Origin of the sequence: Pseudomonas sp. SIMBA_041 (assembly GCF_046535095.1) — a bacterium.
Taxonomy (GTDB): Bacteria; Pseudomonadota; Gammaproteobacteria; order Pseudomonadales; family Pseudomonadaceae; genus Aquipseudomonas; species Aquipseudomonas mucoides.
This window is the reverse complement of the sequence record NZ_JAWRXJ010000004.1, coordinates 543,215-560,901: the sequence shown is the minus strand read 5'-3', so window position 1 is coordinate 560,901 and position 17,687 is coordinate 543,215. Positions and strand designations below refer to the sequence as shown.

At 60.0% G+C, this 17,687-nt stretch carries 17 protein-coding genes; 12 read left to right on the top strand and 5 right to left on the bottom strand.

Features of this window, described 5'->3' with window-relative positions:
• The 3 genes from SB725_RS12620 to SB725_RS12610 form a co-directional block, all read right to left on the bottom strand.
• A partial coding sequence (locus tag SB725_RS12620) for a hypothetical protein (protein ID WP_410921838.1) occupies positions 1-185 on the bottom strand: 185 nt, incomplete at its 3' end.
• A gap of 105 nt (positions 186-290) precedes the next feature.
• Positions 291-1,784 (bottom strand): CoA-acylating methylmalonate-semialdehyde dehydrogenase, encoded by a 1,494-nt coding sequence (locus SB725_RS12615; protein WP_194940928.1) that lies wholly within the window; start codon positions 1,782-1,784, stop codon positions 291-293.
• A gap of 65 nt (positions 1,785-1,849) precedes the next feature.
• Positions 1,850-3,199, bottom strand: coding sequence for an aspartate aminotransferase family protein (locus SB725_RS12610; RefSeq protein WP_027921835.1), 1,350 nt, complete (start codon positions 3,197-3,199; stop codon positions 1,850-1,852).
• 123 nt (positions 3,200-3,322) lie between these two features.
• On the opposite strand from SB725_RS12610, the gene SB725_RS12605 reads away from it, so the two are divergent.
• The 6 genes from SB725_RS12605 to SB725_RS12580 all read left to right on the top strand — a co-directional run bounded on the left by SB725_RS12605 (position 3,323) and on the right by SB725_RS12580 (position 9,721).
• Entirely contained in the window at positions 3,323-4,243 is a 921-nt protein-coding gene (locus SB725_RS12605) for a LysR family transcriptional regulator (protein WP_027921836.1), read from the top strand.
• A gap of 99 nt (positions 4,244-4,342) precedes the next feature.
• Entirely contained in the window at positions 4,343-4,993 is a 651-nt protein-coding gene (locus tag SB725_RS12600) for a TetR/AcrR family transcriptional regulator (RefSeq protein WP_027921837.1), read from the top strand.
• A gap of 7 nt (positions 4,994-5,000) precedes the next feature.
• Complete coding sequence (locus SB725_RS12595; RefSeq protein WP_410921837.1) at positions 5,001-5,582, top strand: IMPACT family protein; 582 nt, start codon at positions 5,001-5,003, stop codon at positions 5,580-5,582.
• A 532-nt stretch (positions 5,583-6,114) separates the two neighbouring features.
• Positions 6,115-7,680, top strand: coding sequence for an ABC transporter ATP-binding protein (locus tag SB725_RS12590; protein ID WP_027921839.1), 1,566 nt, complete (start codon positions 6,115-6,117; stop codon positions 7,678-7,680).
• Between the two features lie 11 nt (positions 7,681-7,691).
• Complete coding sequence (locus SB725_RS12585; protein WP_410921836.1) at positions 7,692-8,795, top strand: ABC transporter permease; 1,104 nt, start codon at positions 7,692-7,694, stop codon at positions 8,793-8,795.
• Positions 8,795-9,721, top strand: a complete 927-nt coding sequence (locus SB725_RS12580; protein WP_027921841.1) for an ABC transporter permease — start codon at positions 8,795-8,797, stop codon at positions 9,719-9,721. The genes SB725_RS12585 and SB725_RS12580 overlap by 1 nt, the downstream gene beginning before the upstream one ends.
• Before the next feature lie 39 nt (positions 9,722-9,760).
• Here SB725_RS12580 and SB725_RS12575 read toward each other — a convergent pair whose 3' ends face one another.
• Positions 9,761-10,201 (bottom strand): hypothetical protein, encoded by a 441-nt coding sequence (locus SB725_RS12575; protein WP_027921842.1) that lies wholly within the window; start codon positions 10,199-10,201, stop codon positions 9,761-9,763.
• 84 nt (positions 10,202-10,285) lie between these two features.
• Here SB725_RS12575 and SB725_RS12570 point away from each other — a divergent pair, with 84 nt between their 5' ends.
• The 3 genes from SB725_RS12570 (at position 10,286) to SB725_RS12560 (ending at position 12,916) form a co-directional block, all read left to right on the top strand.
• Complete coding sequence (locus tag SB725_RS12570) at positions 10,286-10,636, top strand: MerR family transcriptional regulator (RefSeq protein ID WP_059181680.1); 351 nt, start codon at positions 10,286-10,288, stop codon at positions 10,634-10,636.
• A 25-nt stretch (positions 10,637-10,661) separates the two neighbouring features.
• Positions 10,662-11,348 (top strand): SDR family oxidoreductase, encoded by a 687-nt coding sequence (locus tag SB725_RS12565; RefSeq protein ID WP_410921835.1) that lies wholly within the window; start codon positions 10,662-10,664, stop codon positions 11,346-11,348.
• Between the two features lie 209 nt (positions 11,349-11,557).
• Positions 11,558-12,916: an 8-oxoguanine deaminase gene (locus SB725_RS12560; protein ID WP_027921845.1), complete on the top strand. Its 1,359-nt coding sequence runs from the start codon at positions 11,558-11,560 to the stop codon at positions 12,914-12,916.
• 126 nt (positions 12,917-13,042) lie between these two features.
• Here SB725_RS12560 and SB725_RS12555 read toward each other — a convergent pair whose 3' ends face one another.
• Entirely contained in the window at positions 13,043-14,131 is a 1,089-nt protein-coding gene (locus SB725_RS12555) for a calcium:proton antiporter (RefSeq protein WP_027921846.1), read from the bottom strand.
• 298 nt (positions 14,132-14,429) lie between these two features.
• Here SB725_RS12555 and SB725_RS12550 point away from each other — a divergent pair, with 298 nt between their 5' ends.
• The 3 genes from SB725_RS12550 to SB725_RS12540 all read left to right on the top strand — a co-directional run bounded on the left by SB725_RS12550 (position 14,430) and on the right by SB725_RS12540 (position 17,655).
• Positions 14,430-15,512, top strand: coding sequence for a BMP family ABC transporter substrate-binding protein (locus SB725_RS12550; RefSeq protein ID WP_027921847.1), 1,083 nt, complete (start codon positions 14,430-14,432; stop codon positions 15,510-15,512).
• Between the two features lie 141 nt (positions 15,513-15,653).
• Positions 15,654-16,619 (top strand): 2-oxoglutarate and iron-dependent oxygenase domain-containing protein, encoded by a 966-nt coding sequence (locus SB725_RS12545; protein ID WP_027921848.1) that lies wholly within the window; start codon positions 15,654-15,656, stop codon positions 16,617-16,619.
• A gap of 82 nt (positions 16,620-16,701) precedes the next feature.
• Complete coding sequence (locus tag SB725_RS12540) at positions 16,702-17,655, top strand: adenosine deaminase (RefSeq protein WP_027921849.1); 954 nt, start codon at positions 16,702-16,704, stop codon at positions 17,653-17,655.
• Positions 17,656-17,687: the final 32 nt, after the last annotated feature.

Genomic DNA, 17,687 nt, shown 5'->3' with positions numbered 1-17,687 from the left:
CTTCCGATCACTCGGTAGCGGGAGGCGAATTCTACAGCGTTACACGCTGCTGTCAACACCTCTTTTTCAACTCCTTTTGCGCTTCGATGACCTGAAGCCGCCTGCTGCCGAAAACTGCGTAACTCTTTGTTTACCAAGGAGTTTTTCGTTTCGACTGCGCCGGAAGTGGGGCGAATTATAGACATCCAGAATCTGCCGTCAACCTTTAATTTCACAATTCTGTCATATAAGGCAAAAAGGCCCGGAAACACAAAGGCCGGCCCCAAGGGGCCGGCCTTCTTCCCTTCTACTTACAAGCTAGGGAACGCAAATTGCGACGCCTCATGGCTCGCACGTTGCGGCCAGCGCTGGGTGATGGCTTTGCGACGGGTGTAGAAACGCACACCGTCCGGACCATACGCATGCAGGTCGCCAAACAGCGAACGCTTCCAGCCACCGAAGCTGTGGTAAGCCACCGGCACCGGCAACGGTACGTTAACGCCGACCATGCCCACTTCGATCTCATCGCAGAACAACCGCGCCGCTTCACCGTCACGGGTAAAGATGCAGGTGCCGTTGCCATACTCGTGATCGTTGATCAGCTGCATCGCCTCTTCCAGGCTGTCGACCCGAACAACGCACAGCACTGGCCCGAAGATTTCTTCTTTATAGATGCGCATCTCAGGCGTGACGTTATCGAACAGGCAGCCACCCAGGAAGAAACCTTCCTCATGACCGGCCACGCTCAAGCCACGACCGTCGACCACCAGGGTCGCGCCGGAAGAAACGCCGTCTTCGACATAACCGCTGACCTTGTCGCGTGCCTGACCGGTGACCAGTGGCCCCATGTCCAGACCACACGTAGTCCCCGCGCCGATTTTCAGCGCCTTGATCTGCGGCACCAGTTTTTCCACCAGCGCATCCGCCACCTGGTCACCGACGCACACTGCCACCGAGATCGCCATGCAACGCTCGCCGCAAGAACCGTAGGCAGCGCCCATCAACGCGCTGACCGCGTTATCCAGGTCCGCATCCGGCATCAGCACCGCATGGTTCTTCGCGCCGCCCAGTGCCTGAACGCGTTTGCCGCGCTTGGTGCCTTCGGCGTAGATGTATTCGGCAATCGGCGTCGAACCGACAAAACTCAGCGCTTTGACTTCCGGCGCTTCGATCAGCGCGTCCACCGCCGCCTTGTCACCGTGCACGACGTTCAGCACGCCTTTAGGCAGACCGGCTTCCAGCAACAGTTGAGCGATCAACAGCGTGGAGCTCGGATCGCGCTCGGACGGCTTGAGGATAAAGCAGTTGCCGCAGACGATGGCCAGCGGATACATCCACAGCGGCACCATCGCCGGGAAGTTGAACGGGGTAATACCGGCCACCACGCCCAACGGCTGGAAGTCCGACCAAGCATCAATGTTCGGCCCAACGTTACGACTGTATTCACCCTTGAGGATTTCCGGCGCAGCGCACGCGAACTCGACGTTCTCGATACCGCGCTTCAATTCGCCGGCCGCATCTTCCAGGGTCTTGCCGTGCTCTTCGCTGATCAGCTGAGCAATGCGTGCTTCGTTCTGTTCCAGCAGTTGCTTGAAGCGAAACATCACCTGGGCACGTTTGGCTGCCGGCGTGTTGCGCCAGGCCGGGAATGCAGCCTTGGCCGAGTCGATGGCTTTTTGAATGGTTTCACGGCTGGCCAATGGCAGCTTGTGGATCGCCTGGCCGGTAGACGGGTTGAACACGTCGGCCGTGCGACCGTCTTCGGTCACCAGTTCGCCATTGATCAAATGCGGGATAAGGCTCATGTAACGCTCCTGAAAAGTTGTCCACAGGCGCCCCGTATAAGGACGCCTCTATATAGAAGAGAAAATCAGTCGATCTTGTTCAGCACTTCGCCGACCGCGTCGAACAGACGATCAAGGTCTTGCGGCTTGCTGTTGAAGGTTGGGCCGAACTGCAGGGTGTCGCCGCCGAAGCGCACATAGAACCCGGCTTTCCACAGCGCCATACCCGCTTCGAATGGACGCACGATCGCGTCGCCATCACGCGGCGCGATCTGAATCGCACCGGCCAGGCCGAAGTTACGAATGTCGATGATGTTCTTCGAACCTTTCAAACCGTGCAGCGCATTTTCGAAATGCGGTGCCACCTCGGCCACGCTCTGCACCAGGTTTTCCTTTTGCAGCAGATCGAGTGCTGCCAGGCCAGCAGCGCAAGCCACCGGGTGCGCGGAGTAGGTGTAGCCGTGCGGGAATTCAACCGCGTACTCAGGCGTCGCCTGGTTCATGAAGGTCTGGTAGATCTCGGAGCTGGCAATCACCGCGCCCATCGGGATTGCGCCGTTTGTGACTTGCTTGGCGATGCACATCAGGTCCGGGGTCACGCCAAAGGTATCGGCACCGAACATTTTGCCGGTACGGCCGAAACCGGTGATCACTTCGTCGAACACCAGCAGGATGTTGTGCTGATCGCAGATCTCGCGCAGACGCTTGAGGTAACCCTGTGGCGGAACCAGTACGCCAGCAGAACCGGCCATCGGCTCAACGAATACCGCGGCGATGTTTGACGCGTCGTGCAGCTCGATCAACTTCAGCAGCTCATCGGCCAAAGCAATACCACCCAGCTCCGGCATGCCACGGGAGTAGGCATTGCTCGCCAGCAGCGTGTGCGGCAGGTGATCGACGTCCATCATCGCCTGACCGAACATTTTGCGGTTGCCGTTCACACCGCCGAGGCTGGTGCCGGCGATGTTCACGCCGTGGTAACCGCGAGCACGGCCGATCATTTTGGTTTTGGTCGCCTGACCTTTCAGACGCCAGTAAGCGCGGACCATTTTCACTGCGGTATCCGCACACTCGGAACCCGAGTCGGTGAAAAACACGTGATTCAGGTTGCCCGGGGTCAGGTCGGTGATTTTCTCGGCCAGTTGGAACGATAGCGGATGGCCATACTGGAAGCCTGGCGAGTAGTCGAGCGTGCCCAATTGCTTGGCGACCGCTTCCTGGATTTCCTTGCGGGTGTGCCCGGCGCCGCAGGTCCACAGACCGGACAGCGAGTCATAGACTTTGCGGCCCTTGTCGTCGGTCAGCCAGCTGCCTTGCGCCGCCACGATCAGACGCGGGTCGCGCTGGAAGTTACGGTTGGCGGTATAGGGCATCCAGTGAGCATCAAGCTTGAGCTGGCTGGCCAGGGAAGACGGGGCGTTTTCAGGCAAGTTCATGGGCAAAACCTCGCAGGCAATAAGCGGCATAGAGATCAAAAGCGTTCTTGCAGCTAAATTGCCACGGGGATAAAGTCTGTGAAATCCAACTCTTCTAACGTTCAGTCAGGCCGCTACTAAACTATGAGCACGCGTCGTCCCGATCCACTGGCGCAAGTCAGCGACTTTGATATCCGCTTGTTGCGGATCTTTCGCAGCGTGGTCGAGTGCGGCGGCTTCTCGGCGGCGGAAAGCGTGCTGGGGATCGGTCGCTCGGCCATCAGCCAGCAAATGAGCGATCTGGAACAACGCCTGGGCTTGCGGTTATGCCAACGCGGTCGCGCCGGATTTTCCCTGACCGAAGAAGGTCGCGAGGTGTACCAATCGGCCTTGCAGCTATTAAGTGCGCTGGAAAGTTTCCGCACCGAGGTCAATGGCCTGCACCAGCACTTGCGTGGCGAATTGACCATTGGCCTGACCGACAACCTGGTCACCCTCCCCCACATGCGCATCACCCACGCGTTGGCACAATTGAAGGAACGCGGCCCGGACGTGCAGATTCAGATCCGCATGATCGCGCCCAATGAAGTGGAGCAAGGTGTGCTCGATGGCCGCTTGCACGTCGGCGTCGTGCCGCAGGCCAGTGCGTTGTCGGGGCTGGAATATCAGCCGCTCTATAGCGAGCGCTCGCTGCTGTATTGCGCAGTCGGCCATCCGCTTTTTTACGTCGACGACAAACAACTCGACGATGACCGTCTCAACAGCCAGGACGCGATCGCGCCGACCTTCCGACTGCCAGCGGAGATCCAGGCCCATTACCAGGCACTCAACTGCACCGCCAGTGCTTCGGACCGTGAGGGCATGGCGTTCCTGATCCTCACTGGGCGCTACATCGGCTACCTGCCGGATCATTACGCCAGCCTCTGGGTGCAACAAGGTCGCTTGCGTGCGCTGAAACCGAAGGCGCGTTTCTATGACCTGAGCCTTGCATCGGTCACGCGCAAGGGCCGTCGCCCGCATCTGGTACTGGAGAGTTTCCTGGAAAGCCTCGCTGCGACGCGCTGAACAACCGAAGAATCCTGTGAACCGGGACTTGTCTGAAGCCCGTGGGTGCGCTATCAACGCACTGGTTGCACCCACCTACCTGTCTGTCTGGAAGTGCCTATGACCTTTGAAGTCCCAGCTCACGGCGGTAAACCTGCCAGCCGCATTCGTCAGAAGAACGAAGAGACCATCATCAAAGCCGCCGAAGACGAGTTCGCCCGTCACGGGTTCAAAGGCACCAGCATGAACACCATTGCCCAGAATGCCGGGTTGCCCAAGGCGAACCTGCATTACTACTTCACCAACAAACTCGGTTTGTACGTGGCGGTGCTGAGCAACATCATCGAGTTGTGGGACAGCACCTTCAACACATTGACTGCGGAGGATGATCCGGCCGAGGCATTAACCCGCTACATCCGCGCCAAGATGGAATTTTCCCGGCGCCAGCCACAAGCGTCACGAGTCTTCGCCATGGAAGTGATCAGCGGCGGCGAATGCCTGACCGAGTATTTCAACCAGGACTACCGCGCCTGGTTCCAGGGCCGGGCCGCGGTGTTCCAGGCGTGGATCGACGCCGGCAAAATGGACCCGGTCGATCCGGTCAACCTGATCTTCCTGTTGTGGGGCAGCACTCAGCATTACGCCGACTTCGCGACCCAGATCTGCCGGGTCACTGGGCGTACCAAGCTGACCAAGCAAGACATGGAAGAAGCCGGCAATAACCTGATCCGCATCATTCTCAAAGGCTGCGGCCTGACCCCGTCTAATTAAGATACCTATGCCTTTTACCCTCAGCGGTTTTTGCGAATACCGCGAAGAGATTCGCAAAAGCCGCTTCATCACCTTCGCTGCGCCGATCTCAAGCCCGGCTGACGCCCAGGCGTTCCTCGAACAGCACAGCGACCTTAATGCTTCGCACAATTGCTGGGCATGGAAACTCGGCGACCAGTACCGCAGCAACGACGATGGCGAGCCCGGCGGCACCGCAGGCCGACCGATTCTGGCGGCGATCGAAGCACAGGACTGCGACCAGGTCGCGGTGTTGGTGATTCGTTGGTACGGCGGCATTCAATTGGGCACCGGCGGCCTCGCCCGGGCGTATGGCGGCGGTGCTAACAAATGCCTGCAAGCGGCGCCCAAGGTTGAGCTGATCAGCCGAGTGCCCGTCAGTTGCGCCTGTGTCTTCAGTGAATTGGCGCTGGTGAAACTTCGCGTGACGGAACTGGGCGGGCTGATCGTGGAAGAAACGTTCACCGCTAACGGCGTCGAACTGCAATTGGCGATGGGAAAAGCACAGATCCCTGCCCTGCAAACACAACTGGCGGACTTGAGTCGCGGACGCATTGTGTTGCAGCACTGAACGCACCAACAACGTTCACCCTTATTCCGCCGACGTCGGGATTTTGCCCACATCTACTGTGCACCCGGCTGTGGATAACCTGAGCACATGTGCCTGTAACCCTTCTGTCATGCGGGTTTGCGGGCTTTGTTCATTTTTCGTCCAATTTCCCACCACCAACGTTAAATTCACGTAAAAACAAACAGTTAGCGCGGGTTATCACCTTTAGAAGATAGCCGCACGGTACTTATGCCCGACGTTTGAGCTTGCGCACAAATACTGTGGAGCAATCTGTGGATAACCCGTTCATGGTCGTCGCGGCCCCATGTCCGGCATGGCTTGCGGGCTACTGTTCATTTTTTAACCAATCCCCTGCGAGCAAAACTGGAGCCTGATCAACAGCTTCGCCCTCAAGTGGTGCCTGGCCCGGTGTCGATGGATCGCAATGCACTGACCCTGAGGCCTGTGCTTGCGCGGATTTTCAGCTTTCCTGACCCAATGGCCAGGAAATTGCTTTATCCACAAGCATCACGCCCATCGACCCGAGTCAGTCATGCCCAACCCCGTGCCGATCCCCGATCAAACACCCCGCCTGCAATTGCGCCACATCAGCAAACGCTACCCCGGATGCCTGGCCAACGACGCCATCGACCTGACCATTGCGCCTGGCGAAATCCATGCCTTGCTTGGGGAAAACGGTGCTGGCAAAAGCACGTTAATGAAGATCATCTACGGCGTCACCCAGGCCGATTCCGGGGAAATGATCTGGCAAGGACAACGCGTGAACATACGCAATCCTTCCCAGGCCCGTGGTCTTGGGATCGGCATGGTGTTCCAGCATTTCTCGCTGTTTGAGACATTGAGCGTGGCGCAGAACATTGCCCTGGCGATGGGCGCGGCGGCCGGCACACCAAAACAGTTGGAACCGAAGATTCGTGAAGTGTCCCGCCGTTATGGCATGGCGCTGGAGCCCGAGCGACTTGTCCACAGCCTGTCGATTGGCGAGCGGCAACGGGTGGAAATCATTCGGTGCCTGATGCAAGACATCCGCCTGTTGATCCTCGATGAACCGACCTCGGTCCTGACCCCGCAAGAAGCCGAAGAACTGTTCATCACCTTGCGCCGACTCGCGGCCGAGGGCTGCAGCATTCTGTTTATCAGCCACAAGCTCGGTGAAGTCCGGGCGCTGTGCCACAGCGCCACCGTGTTGCGCGGCGGTCGAGTGGCCGGGCATTGCGTACCCGCCGAGTGCTCGGACCGGCAACTGGCGCGGCTGATGGTCGGCGAAGTCGCCGAGACAATTACGGACTATCCGAAGGTGGTAGGCGGCGGGGTGTTTCTCAGCGTCAGTCAGTTGTCCTGGCTCAATCCCGATCCGTTCGGCTGCTCGCTGAAGGATGTAGATCTTGAAGTGCAAAGGGGTGAAATCGTCGGCATCGCCGGTGTTGCGGGTAATGGTCAGGATGAATTGCTGGCGTTACTCAGCGGCGAAGAACGGCTGACCCGAAACAACGGCGCAACGATCCGTTTCGCCGGGCAAGCGGTCGCCCACCTGCGACCCGATGCACGACGCGAACTCGGCCAGGCCTTCGTCCCCGCGGAACGACTGGGTCACGGCGCCGTGCCGGAATTGAGCCTCGCCGACAACGCGTTGCTCACGGCGTTTCAACAAGGACTGGTCAGCAACGGCTTGATCCAGCGTCGCAAGGTCGACGCGTTGGCCGAAGAGATCATCCGTCGCTTCGGGGTCAAGACACCCGATGCCCAGACACCGGCCCGCAGCCTGTCCGGCGGCAACTTGCAGAAATTCATCCTCGGCCGGGAAATCCTCCAGCAACCCAGACTGCTGATCGCCGCACACCCGACCTGGGGCGTGGACGTCGGCGCCGCCGCGACCATTCACCGTGCGCTGATTGCCTTGCGCGATGCCGGCGCGGCGATCCTGGTGATCTCCGAAGACCTCGACGAATTGTTCCAGATCAGCGACCGCCTCGGCGCGTTGTGCGGCGGTCGCCTGTCGCCACTGAAAGCGACCGTCGACACACGCTTGATTGACGTCGGCGGCTGGATGGCCGGCCAGTTCGACGCCCCTCACTCACCTGCACCCGCATCGGCTTAACGGAGTTTTCCATGCTGCTTTCTCTCGAACCCCGTGGCCAGCAATCACGCCTGATGCTCTGGTGCTCGCCGTTGCTCGCGGCGGCCCTGACGCTGGGCTGTGGCTCATTACTGTTTATCGCGCTAGGCCACGATCCGTTGCTGACCTTGCACACCTTGTTGATCGCACCGATCAGCGACGGGTATGGCGTCTCGGAACTGTTGGTCAAAGCGTTGCCGATTTTGCTCTGTGCATTGGGGCTGGCCGTGGCCTATCAGGCGCGCATCTGGAACATCGGCGCCGAAGGTCAATTGCTGCTCGGCGCGTTGGCCGGCAGTGCCTTGGCGGTGAACATCATCGACCTGCAAAGTCGCTGGGCACTGGTGTTGATTCTGCTGGTCGGCACCCTGGCCGGCGCGGCGTGGGCCGGACTGACCGCGTGGTTGCGCACGCGCTTCAACGCCAACGAAATCCTCACCAGCATCATGCTCAATTACATCGCCCTGAACCTGCTGCTGTTTTGTGTGCATGGGCCGTTGAAGGACCCGGCCGGGTTCAATTTTCCGGAGTCGGCGATGTTCAGTGACTTCAGCCGATTGCCATTGCTGATGGAGGATGGCCGGGTTCACGCCGGGGTGTATTTCGCCTTGCTGGCGTTGGTTGCGGTGTGGGTGTTGTTGCAGAAAAGCTTTATCGGTTTCCAGATCAAAGTGCTGGGGCTGGACAAGCGCGCGGCGGGTTTCGTCGGGTTTCGCGAGAAGCGTCTGATCTGGCTGGCGCTGTTGATCAGCGGTGGTTTGGCGGGGCTGGCCGGCGTGTGTGAGGTGACCGGGCCGATCGGCCAATTGGTGCCGCAGGTCTCGCCGGGCTATGGCTACGCGGCGATCACGGTGGCGTTTCTCGGGCGACTCAATCCCGTCGGCATTCTGTTTTCCAGCCTGCTGATGGCGCTGCTGTACATCGGCGGCGAGAGCGCGCAGATGAGCATGAACCTGCCGCAAGCCATCACCCAATTGTTCCAGGGGATGATGCTGTTTTTCCTGCTGGCCAGCGACGTGCTGATTCTCTACCGACCACGCTTGAACGTGCGCTGGGCCCGTCGCGCACCAGCCACCGTACCTGCAGGAGCGCTGTGATGGATATCGATCTGCTGAGCAATATTTTCTACGCGATGGTCCGTTGCGGCACGCCGTTGCTGTTGGTGGCGTTGGGTGAATTGATTTGCGAGAAGAGCGGCGTGCTCAACCTCGGTCAGGAAGGGATGATGCTGTTTGGTGCGGTGATCGGTTTTATCGTCGCGCTGAGCAGCGGCAACCTGTGGCTCGGTGTGCTGTTGGCGATGCTCGCCGGGATGCTGTTGTCGTCGCTGTTTGCCTTGGTGGCGCTGGTGTTCAACGCCAATCAAGTGGCCACCGGGTTGGCGCTGACGATTTTCGGCGTGGGCCTGTCGACGTTTGTCGGGGCGGCGTGGGTCGGTAAACCGCTGGCCGGTTTTGAGCCGGTGGCGATTCCGTACTTGAGCGAGATTCCACTGATCGGGCGGATGCTGTTTGCGCAGGATCTGTTGGTGTACCTGTCATTCGCGCTGTTTGCGTTGGTGGCGTGGGTGATTTTGAAAAGCCGCGTCGGGTTGATCATTCAAGCGGTTGGGGAAAACCCGGACGCCGCCAGTGCGATGGGCTTGCCGGTGTTGGGTGTGCGCACGCTGGCGGTGTTGTTTGGCGGTGCGATGGCCGGGTTGGCCGGGGCGTATCTGTCCCTGGCGTACACGCCGATGTGGGCGGAGAACATGAGCGCCGGGCGCGGCTGGATTGCGCTGGCGCTGGTGGTGTTTGCCAGTTGGCGAGTGTGGCGCTTGCTGCTGGGGGCGTACCTGTTCGGGCTCGCCAGCATCCTGCATTTGGTGGCGCAGGGGTTGGGGCTGGCGATTCCGTCGAGCCTGCTGGCGATGCTGCCGTATGTCGCGACGATTGTGGTGTTGGTGTTGTTGTCGCGGGATGCCGTGCGGACAAGGTTGTATGCGCCGGTGTCGTTGGGGCAGCCGTGGCAGGGTGGGCATTAGGATTGAATCGACCGGCCCCTTCGCGAGCAAGCTCGGCGCCTACAGGTTTGGCGCTGCGCCCGTAGGAGCATGGCTTGCCAGCGATGGCTGCCGAACTGGCAACACCTGAACCACGCCCCAAGCCAATTCAAAGACCAGGAAAACCACTAACAGCGAACTGGCCCCATGCAGCAAGGCATACAGCTGCCAAGCCGAAAACAGGAATCTTCCAACCGCGTCATACCGCCCAAACACCTGCTGCGGATCCCGAATCCGCAGCACCGCCCAAACGCACACAATCGACCCCAACAGATTTGCCATCAGCATGTGCATCGGCTCAAACGCCGGTAGTGTTCCAGGCAAATCCAACGCCTGACTCAACCCCGTCAGTGCCCCATGCAAACCCGCAAAACTCCACGGCGTGACAAACGCCGCTGTCACGATCAAGTCATACCAGGCACTGCCCCGCACCACCCGGCGATATTGCGCTGAAGTCCACATCGGCCCTGCTCCATATATATTCGAGGAGCAACAAGGCTAAAGCCTGGAGTATGCTCCAAGGTCAAGCCCTCTCGAGACGTCAACATGCGCATCGGTGAATTAGCCCAGGCCAGCGCCGTCAGCCGTGACACGCTACGGTTTTACGAGCAACGCGGATTGATCGCGGCGCAACGCAGCGCCAATGGTTATCGCGACTACCCGGCAGACATGGTGCAACTGGTGCAGTACATCAAGACCGCTCAAAGACTGGGTTTTACCCTCGGCGAAATCGGCAACAGTGTCGCGGCAATCCGGCAGTCGCCTGATCCAGACAGCGCCGTCACGCAATTGCTGCGAGACAAACTCAAACTGATCGAAACCCGGATGGATGAACTCGGCGCGTTGCGTCACGAGTTGCAACAACGGCTCGGGCAACGCTGTCCACTGAATCCGTGAACCTCTTTTTTCAAGGAAGCCACTCATGTCCAAGGCAAAAACCGCGCTCATCATCGGAGCCTCACGAGGCTTGGGCCTCGGCCTGGTGAAAACCCTGCTGGCCGACGGCTGGCATGTCACCGCCACCGTGCGTAACCCGCAAAACGCCGACGCCCTGCGGGCCGTGGGCAACGTGCGGATCGAGAGACTCGACATGGACGATCAGTCGGCGGTGATCGCCCTCAGCCAACAGCTCAAGGGCGACGTGTTTGACCTGCTGTTCGTGAATGCCGGGGTCAAGGGCCCGGACGTTCAAACACCGGGCGGCGCGACGCTGGCCGAGGTTGGCCAGCTGTTTTTCACCAACGCCGTGGCCCCGATCAACCTGGCCCAACAATTCGTCGGGCAGATTCGCCCGGACAGCGGCGTGCTGGCGTTCATGAGTTCGGTGCTCGGCAGCGTGACCATGTCGGACGCACCGGAACTGGCGCTGTACAAGGCGAGCAAGGCTGCACTGAACTCGATGACCAACAGCTTTGTGACGCAATTGGGCGAGCACAAACTTACCGTGCTGTCGCTGCATCCGGGCTGGGTGAAAACCGACATGGGCGGTGAAGGTGCGGACATTGATGTGGAGACCAGCACCCGTGGGCTGGTTGATCAGGTAAATGCCTACACCGGCAAGGGCGGGCATCACTTCGTGAATTACCGAGGTGAAACCATTCCCTGGTAATCACCACACAATTCCCTGTGGGAGTGAGCTCGCTCCCACGGGGGATCATTCCAGACAAGGGATTTTTGTTGTCTGGTCGGGTCGGGCTTGCCCGGCGCTGCGTTTTGTCCGAAACTCCGCACCTCGCCCCCGCGGCGATCCTGGATCAGCAGACAGGGTAATCACTGAGCTGGCAACCCTGAACCCCACTTTCAGAGGAGCCGGCCAACATGCCCGCATCCCGTACCTGGTTAAAAAATCCCCTCGCTATCTTCACTGCCAATGGCCTCGATGCCCGTGGCGGTCTGGTTGTGCAAGACGGTGTGATCGTTGAAGTGCTCGCCGTCGGCCAGCAACCGTCCGCGCCCTGTGGACACGTTTTCGACGCCCGCGAGCATGTGATCCTGCCGGGGCTGATCAACACCCATCACCATTTCTATCAAACCCTGACCCGCGCCTGGGCGCCGGTGGTCAATCAGCCGTTGTTCCCGTGGCTGAAAACCCTGTACCCGGTCTGGGCTCGCCTCACCCCGGAAAAACTGGCCCTCGCCACTAAAGTCGCGCTGGCCGAGTTGCTGCTGTCTGGCTGCACCACTGCGGCCGATCACCATTACCTGTTTCCCGAAGGCCTGGAAAACGCGATCGACGTGCAAGTCGAAAGCGTCCGCGAACTGGGCATGCGCGCCATGCTCACCCGCGGTTCCATGAGCCTCGGCGAGAAGGACGGCGGCCTTCCACCGCAGCAGACCGTGCAGGAAGGCCAAGTGATCCTCGACGACAGTCAACGCTTGATCGCCGAGTACCACGAACGCGGCGACGGCGCGCAAATCCAGATCGCCCTGGCGCCATGTTCGCCGTTCTCGGTGACTCCGGAAATCATGTCCGCCAGTGCTGAACTGGCAAACAAACTCGACGTGCGCCTGCACACGCACCTGGCCGAAACCCTCGACGAAGAAGATTTCTGCCTGCAACGTTTCGGCCTGCGCACCGTGGATTATCTGGACAGTGTCGGCTGGCTCGGCCCGCGTACCTGGCTGGCCCACGGCATCCACTTCAACCCGGACGAAATCGCCCGCCTCGGCGCTGCCGGCACCGGTATCTGCCATTGCCCAAGCTCGAACATGCGCCTCGCTTCCGGCATCTGCCCGACGCTGGACCTGACAGCGGCGGGCGCGTTGCTCGGGCTGGGCGTGGACGGTTCGGCGTCCAACGATGCGTCGAACATGATGCTCGAAACCCGCCAGGCGCTGTACATCCAGCGCCTGCGTTATGGTGCGGAGAAGATCACGCCGGAACTGGTATTGGGCTGGGCGACCAAGGGTTCGGCGAGTCTGCTGGGGCGTACCGATATCGGTGAGCTGGCGGTTGGCAAGCAGGCGGATCTGGCGTTGTTCAAACTGGATGAACTGCGTTTCTCCGGCAGCCATGATCCGGTGTCGGCGTTACTGCTGTGCGGCGCAGATCGGGCGGATCGGGTGATGGTCGGTGGCAAGTGGCGAGTGATTGATGGGCAGGTTGAGGGGTTGGACCTCAAAGGATTGATTGCCGACCACAGCCAGGCCGCTCGCCAACTGATCGCCGGAACCTGATACAACACAAATCTAAAACTGTGGGAGTGAGCCTGCTCGCGATGACGGTGTGTCAGACGCTATCAGTGTCGACTGATACGCCGCTATCGCGAGCAGGCTCACTCCTAAAGGAGATTTGTGGTGGTTTCAGAGACCGAGCAGCGACAACATGATGAATGTCGCGAACAGCACAAAGTGGGTCATCCCTTCGATGGCGTTGGTTTCGCCATCGTTGAGGTTAATCGCACTGACGATCAACGTCAGGAAGATCATCACCGTCTGCACCGGCGTCATCGCCATCTGAAATGGCTGGCCGGTATACAGCGCCATCGCTTCCATCACCGGCACGGTCAGGATCACCGTCGATAGCGACGCCCCCATCGCGATGTTGACCACCGACTGCATCCGATTGGCCAACGCCGCGCGCAACGCCGTCAGAATCTCCGGTGCCGCCGAAATGGCCGCGACCAGAATCGCCGTAATCACCGGCGGAGCGCCCGTCCCTTCCAGCCCCAGATCGAGGGTCTTGGACATCACCTCGGCCAGTGCGCCGATCACCACCACACCAAACACCAACGTGCCGATACTCAGCGCCACATTGACCGGTTCGGCTTCTTCTTCCGGGACTTTGCGCCGGCGTTTTTCAGGGTAGCTGTAGCTGAAAAAGTAACTGTGCGGCCCGACCTGCATCCGCAGGAACAACGCATACAGCACGACCATGGCACCGATGGTGAAGCCCGAATAAATCTTCCAGTTGGCCGCGGGAATAAACTCCGGCACCACCATCGACACGCCCATGGCCGTGAGGATCATCACGCTGTAGCTGCGCGCCGAATCATCGTTGTAGGACTGCTCGCCGTGCTTGAGCCCGCCCATTAATGCGGCGAGGCCGAGGATGCCGTTAATGTCGAGCATGACGGCCGAGTAAATCGTGTCGCGCACCAGAGTGGACGAGGCTTCGTTGCTCATCATGATCGCCAGGATCACCACTTCCACCAGCACCGCCGCCAGCGTCAGGATCATCGTGCCGTAGGGGTCGCCAACTTTTTCCGCCAACAGCTCGGCGTGATGGGCGACGCGCATGGAGGCGGCGACGATGAACGCAATCAACACCAGCCCGGCGGCCAGCGCGACCGGTTGGCCGCTGTGGAGCATCCAGTGCTCCAGCGGGTACGCGACGACGGCGGCGAACATGGCCAGCAGCAGAAATGCTTCTTGCTTGAGGTGTGTGAACATTGCGGGCCTTTTTGCGCAGTGAAGCGAAAGCAGAGTGATGAGCTACTGACTGCGGTGAAGCGCTAACGTTTCGTTACACCTTAGCGCACCAGTGGATGGCAGCAGGTTCAGGGCGTGCACTTTTATCGGCCTCAAGGGCCGCATCGCGAGCAGGCTCACTCCTACATTGGAATGCGTTCCCCTGTAGGAATGAGCCTGCTCGTGATGGCCTCGACACGGTCTCACGTCGTTTGTTGTCCTGTTGGTCAGCAATTTGCATCACCCCTTCCAACCACAAAACAAAATGGAGTTGGAATTCATGCATAAACGTCCGCTGAAGAAGCTGCTTTGCGCCGTCGCCGCGGCCATCGGTCTGAGCGCCAGCCTGACCGCCAGCGCCGCCGACCCGCTGAAAGTCGGCTTCGTCTATATCGGTCCGATCGGTGACCACGGCTGGACGTATCAGCATGAACAGGGGCGCAAGGTGCTGGCTGAAAAATTCGGCTCGCAGATCACCACCAATTACGTGGAGAACGTCGCGGAAGGCGCCGACGCCGAGCGGGTAATCCGCAACATGGCCAAGGACAACTACGACCTGATCTTCACCACCTCCTTCGGCTACATGAACCCGACGCTCAAAGTCGCCAAACAATTTCCCAAGGTCACCTTCGAGCACGCCACCGGCTACAAGCAGGACAAGAACCTCGGCACCTACCTCGCGCGCACCTATGAAGGGCGCTACGTCGGCGGTTTCCTCGCGGCGAAGATGACCAAGACCAAGAAGATCGGCTATGTCGCCTCCTTCCCGATCCCGGAAGTGATCCGCGACATCAACGCCATTCAACTGGCCCTGAACAAGTACAACCCCGGCACCGAGATCAAAGTGGTGTGGGTCAACTCGTGGTTCGACCCAGGCAAGGAAGCCGACGCCGCCAACGCGCTGATCGACCAGGGCGTGGACGTGGTGTTCCAGCACACCGACAGCCCGGCGCCGATCCAGGCGGCTGAACGTCGCGGTGTGTATGCCGTCGGCTACGCTTCGGACATGGCGCACTTCGGGCCGAAAGCGGTGCTGACATCCATCGTCAACGACTGGGGTCCGCACTACATTCAGGCGACCCAAAGCGTGCTCGACCACGACTGGAAATCCCAGGATTACTGGGGTGGATTGAAGGAAGGCACCGTTGAACTGCCGATCAGTGACCTGGTGCCGGCACCGGTGAAAGCCGAAGCCGAGCAGATCATTGCCAACATCAAGAGCGGTGCGCTGCACCCGTTCACCGGGCCGATCAAGGATCAGGCCGGCGTAGAGAAAATTGCAGCGGGGGCGACGGCGAGCAATGCCCAGCTGGCGTCGATGAACTACTACGTTGAAGGCATGAAGGCCGAGATTCCGAAGTAATCCATTTCAGCCACACCACCGTACCTGTGGGAGCGAGCTTGCTCGCGATAGCAGACTAACAGTCAGCCTCATCGCGAGCAAGCTCGCTCCCACAGGGGTACTCCGGTGTTTTTCAGACTGCGTATTCCTCAGGACAATTGCATGAACCGTCTTCCTATCATCGACATCGCCCCGCTCTACAGCGATGACCAAAATGCGTGGACAGCCGTCGCTACCGAGATCGACCACGCCTGCCGCGAATGGGGTTTCTTCTACATCAAGGGCCACCCGATTTCCGCGCAACGCATCGCCGCCGTACTCGACCACGCCCAACACTTTTTCGCCCAACCCACTGCCGAAAAGCTGAAAATCGACATCACCCAAACCCGCCATCACCGCGGCTACGGCGCCATCGCCACCGAACAACTCGACCCGAGCAAGCCCAGCGACCTCAAGGAAACCTTCGACATGGGCCTGCACCTGCCGGCCGATCACCCCGAAGTCCTGGCGGAAAAACCTTTGCGCGGGCCTAACCGTCATCCGTTGCTGCCTGGGTGGGAAGCGCTGATGGAGCAACACTACGTCGACATGCAGGCCCTCGCCCAAACCCTGTTGCGTGCGATGACGCTGGCCCTGGGCATCGAGCGGGATTTTTTCGACAGCCGTTTCAACGATCCGGTCAGCGTGTTGCGAATGATCCATTACCCGCCCCGCCACACCGCCAGTTCCGCCGAACAACAAGGCGCCGGCGCTCACACCGATTACGGTTGCATCACCCTGCTCTATCAGGACGCCGCCGGTGGCTTGCAAGTGCGCAACGTGAAAGGCGAATGGATCGACGCGCCACCGATTGAGGGCACGTTCGTGGTCAACCTCGGCGACATGATGGCGCGCTGGAGCAACGACCGTTACCTGTCGACGCCGCATCGGGTGCTCAGCCCGTTGGGCGTGGACCGTTATTCGATGCCATTCTTCGCCGAGCCGCACCCCGACACACGCATCCAATGCCTGCCCGGTTGTCAGGATGACGTGCACCCGGCGAAATACCCGGCCACTACCTGCGCCGAATTCCTGCTCTCGCGTTTCGCCGATACCTACGCTTATCGACGGGAACCGGAAGCGGTGTGATCAACCGGCTGGTCAGGTTTTGCTAAATGTTTCTACGAGCATCTGTAGAATGCTCGCCATCTGCACCTGATGAGAAAAGACCATGTACGACTGGCTGAACGCCCTGCCCAAGGCAGAACTGCATTTGCACCTCGAAGGCTCGCTGGAGCCTGAGCTGCTGTTCGCCCTGGCCGAACGCAACAAGATCGCCCTGCCGTGGAGCGACGTCGACACCCTGCGCAAAGCGTACGCCTTCAACAACCTGCAAGAGTTTCTCGACCTGTATTACCAGGGCGCCGACGTGTTGCGCACCTCGCAGGATTTCTACGACCTGACCTGGGCGTACCTGTTGCGTTGCAAGGCGCAGAACGTGATTCACACCGAACCGTTCTTCGACCCGCAAACCCACACCGACCGGGGCGTACCGTTCGAAGTGGTGCTCAACGGCATCGCCGCTGCGCTCAAGGATGGCGAGCAGCAACTGGGCATCACCAGCGGTCTGATCCTGAGCTTCCTGCGCCACTTGAGCGAAGACGAGGCGCAGAAAACCCTCGATCAGGCGCTACCGTTCCGCGATGCGTTTGTCGCCGTGGGCCTGGACAGTTCCGAGAGGGGACACCCGCCGAGCAAGTTCCAGCGCGTGTTCGACCGTGCCCGTCACGAAGGCTTCCTGACCGTGGCCCACGCCGGTGAAGAAGGCCCGCCCGAGTACATCTGGGAAGCCCTCGACCTGCTGAAAATCCAGCGCATCGACCATGGCGTGCGCGCCATCGAAGACGAGCGCTTGATGCAGCGGATCATCGACGAGCAGATCCCGCTGACCGTGTGCCCGTTGTCCAACACCAAGCTCAAGGTGTTCGATCACATGTCCCAGCACAACATTCTCGACATGCTCGAGCGTGGCGTGAAAGTGACGGTGAACTCCGATGACCCGGCGTACTTCGGCGGCTACGTGACCGAGAACTTCCACGCGCTGTACACCGACCTGGGCATGACCCAGGATCAGGCCAAGCGCCTGGCGCAGAACAGCCTGGATGCCCGGTTGGTAAAACCGTAAGGCTGCTGAAGATCACATGTGGGAGCGAGCTT

Coding starts and splice junctions, on each gene's coding strand:
- SB725_RS12580 (WP_027921841.1), top strand. CDS start 8,795: ATGGATATCGATCTGCTGAGCAATATTTTCTACGCGATGGTCCGTTGC.
- SB725_RS12605 (WP_027921836.1), top strand. CDS start 3,323: ATGAGCACGCGTCGTCCCGATCCACTGGCGCAAGTCAGCGACTTTGAT.
- SB725_RS12560 (WP_027921845.1), top strand. CDS start 11,558: ATGCCCGCATCCCGTACCTGGTTAAAAAATCCCCTCGCTATCTTCACT.
- SB725_RS12575 (WP_027921842.1), bottom strand. CDS start 10,201: ATGTGGACTTCAGCGCAATATCGCCGGGTGGTGCGGGGCAGTGCCTGG.
- SB725_RS12610 (WP_027921835.1), bottom strand. CDS start 3,199: ATGAACTTGCCTGAAAACGCCCCGTCTTCCCTGGCCAGCCAGCTCAAG.
- SB725_RS12565 (WP_410921835.1), top strand. CDS start 10,662: ATGTCCAAGGCAAAAACCGCGCTCATCATCGGAGCCTCACGAGGCTTG.
- SB725_RS12600 (WP_027921837.1), top strand. CDS start 4,343: ATGACCTTTGAAGTCCCAGCTCACGGCGGTAAACCTGCCAGCCGCATT.
- SB725_RS12615 (WP_194940928.1), bottom strand. CDS start 1,784: ATGAGCCTTATCCCGCATTTGATCAATGGCGAACTGGTGACCGAAGAC.
- SB725_RS12570 (WP_059181680.1), top strand. CDS start 10,286: ATGCGCATCGGTGAATTAGCCCAGGCCAGCGCCGTCAGCCGTGACACG.
- SB725_RS12590 (WP_027921839.1), top strand. CDS start 6,115: ATGCCCAACCCCGTGCCGATCCCCGATCAAACACCCCGCCTGCAATTG.
- SB725_RS12550 (WP_027921847.1), top strand. CDS start 14,430: ATGCATAAACGTCCGCTGAAGAAGCTGCTTTGCGCCGTCGCCGCGGCC.
- SB725_RS12595 (WP_410921837.1), top strand. CDS start 5,001: ATGCCTTTTACCCTCAGCGGTTTTTGCGAATACCGCGAAGAGATTCGC.
- SB725_RS12540 (WP_027921849.1), top strand. CDS start 16,702: ATGTACGACTGGCTGAACGCCCTGCCCAAGGCAGAACTGCATTTGCAC.
- SB725_RS12585 (WP_410921836.1), top strand. CDS start 7,692: ATGCTGCTTTCTCTCGAACCCCGTGGCCAGCAATCACGCCTGATGCTC.
- SB725_RS12555 (WP_027921846.1), bottom strand. CDS start 14,131: ATGTTCACACACCTCAAGCAAGAAGCATTTCTGCTGCTGGCCATGTTC.
- SB725_RS12545 (WP_027921848.1), top strand. CDS start 15,654: ATGAACCGTCTTCCTATCATCGACATCGCCCCGCTCTACAGCGATGAC.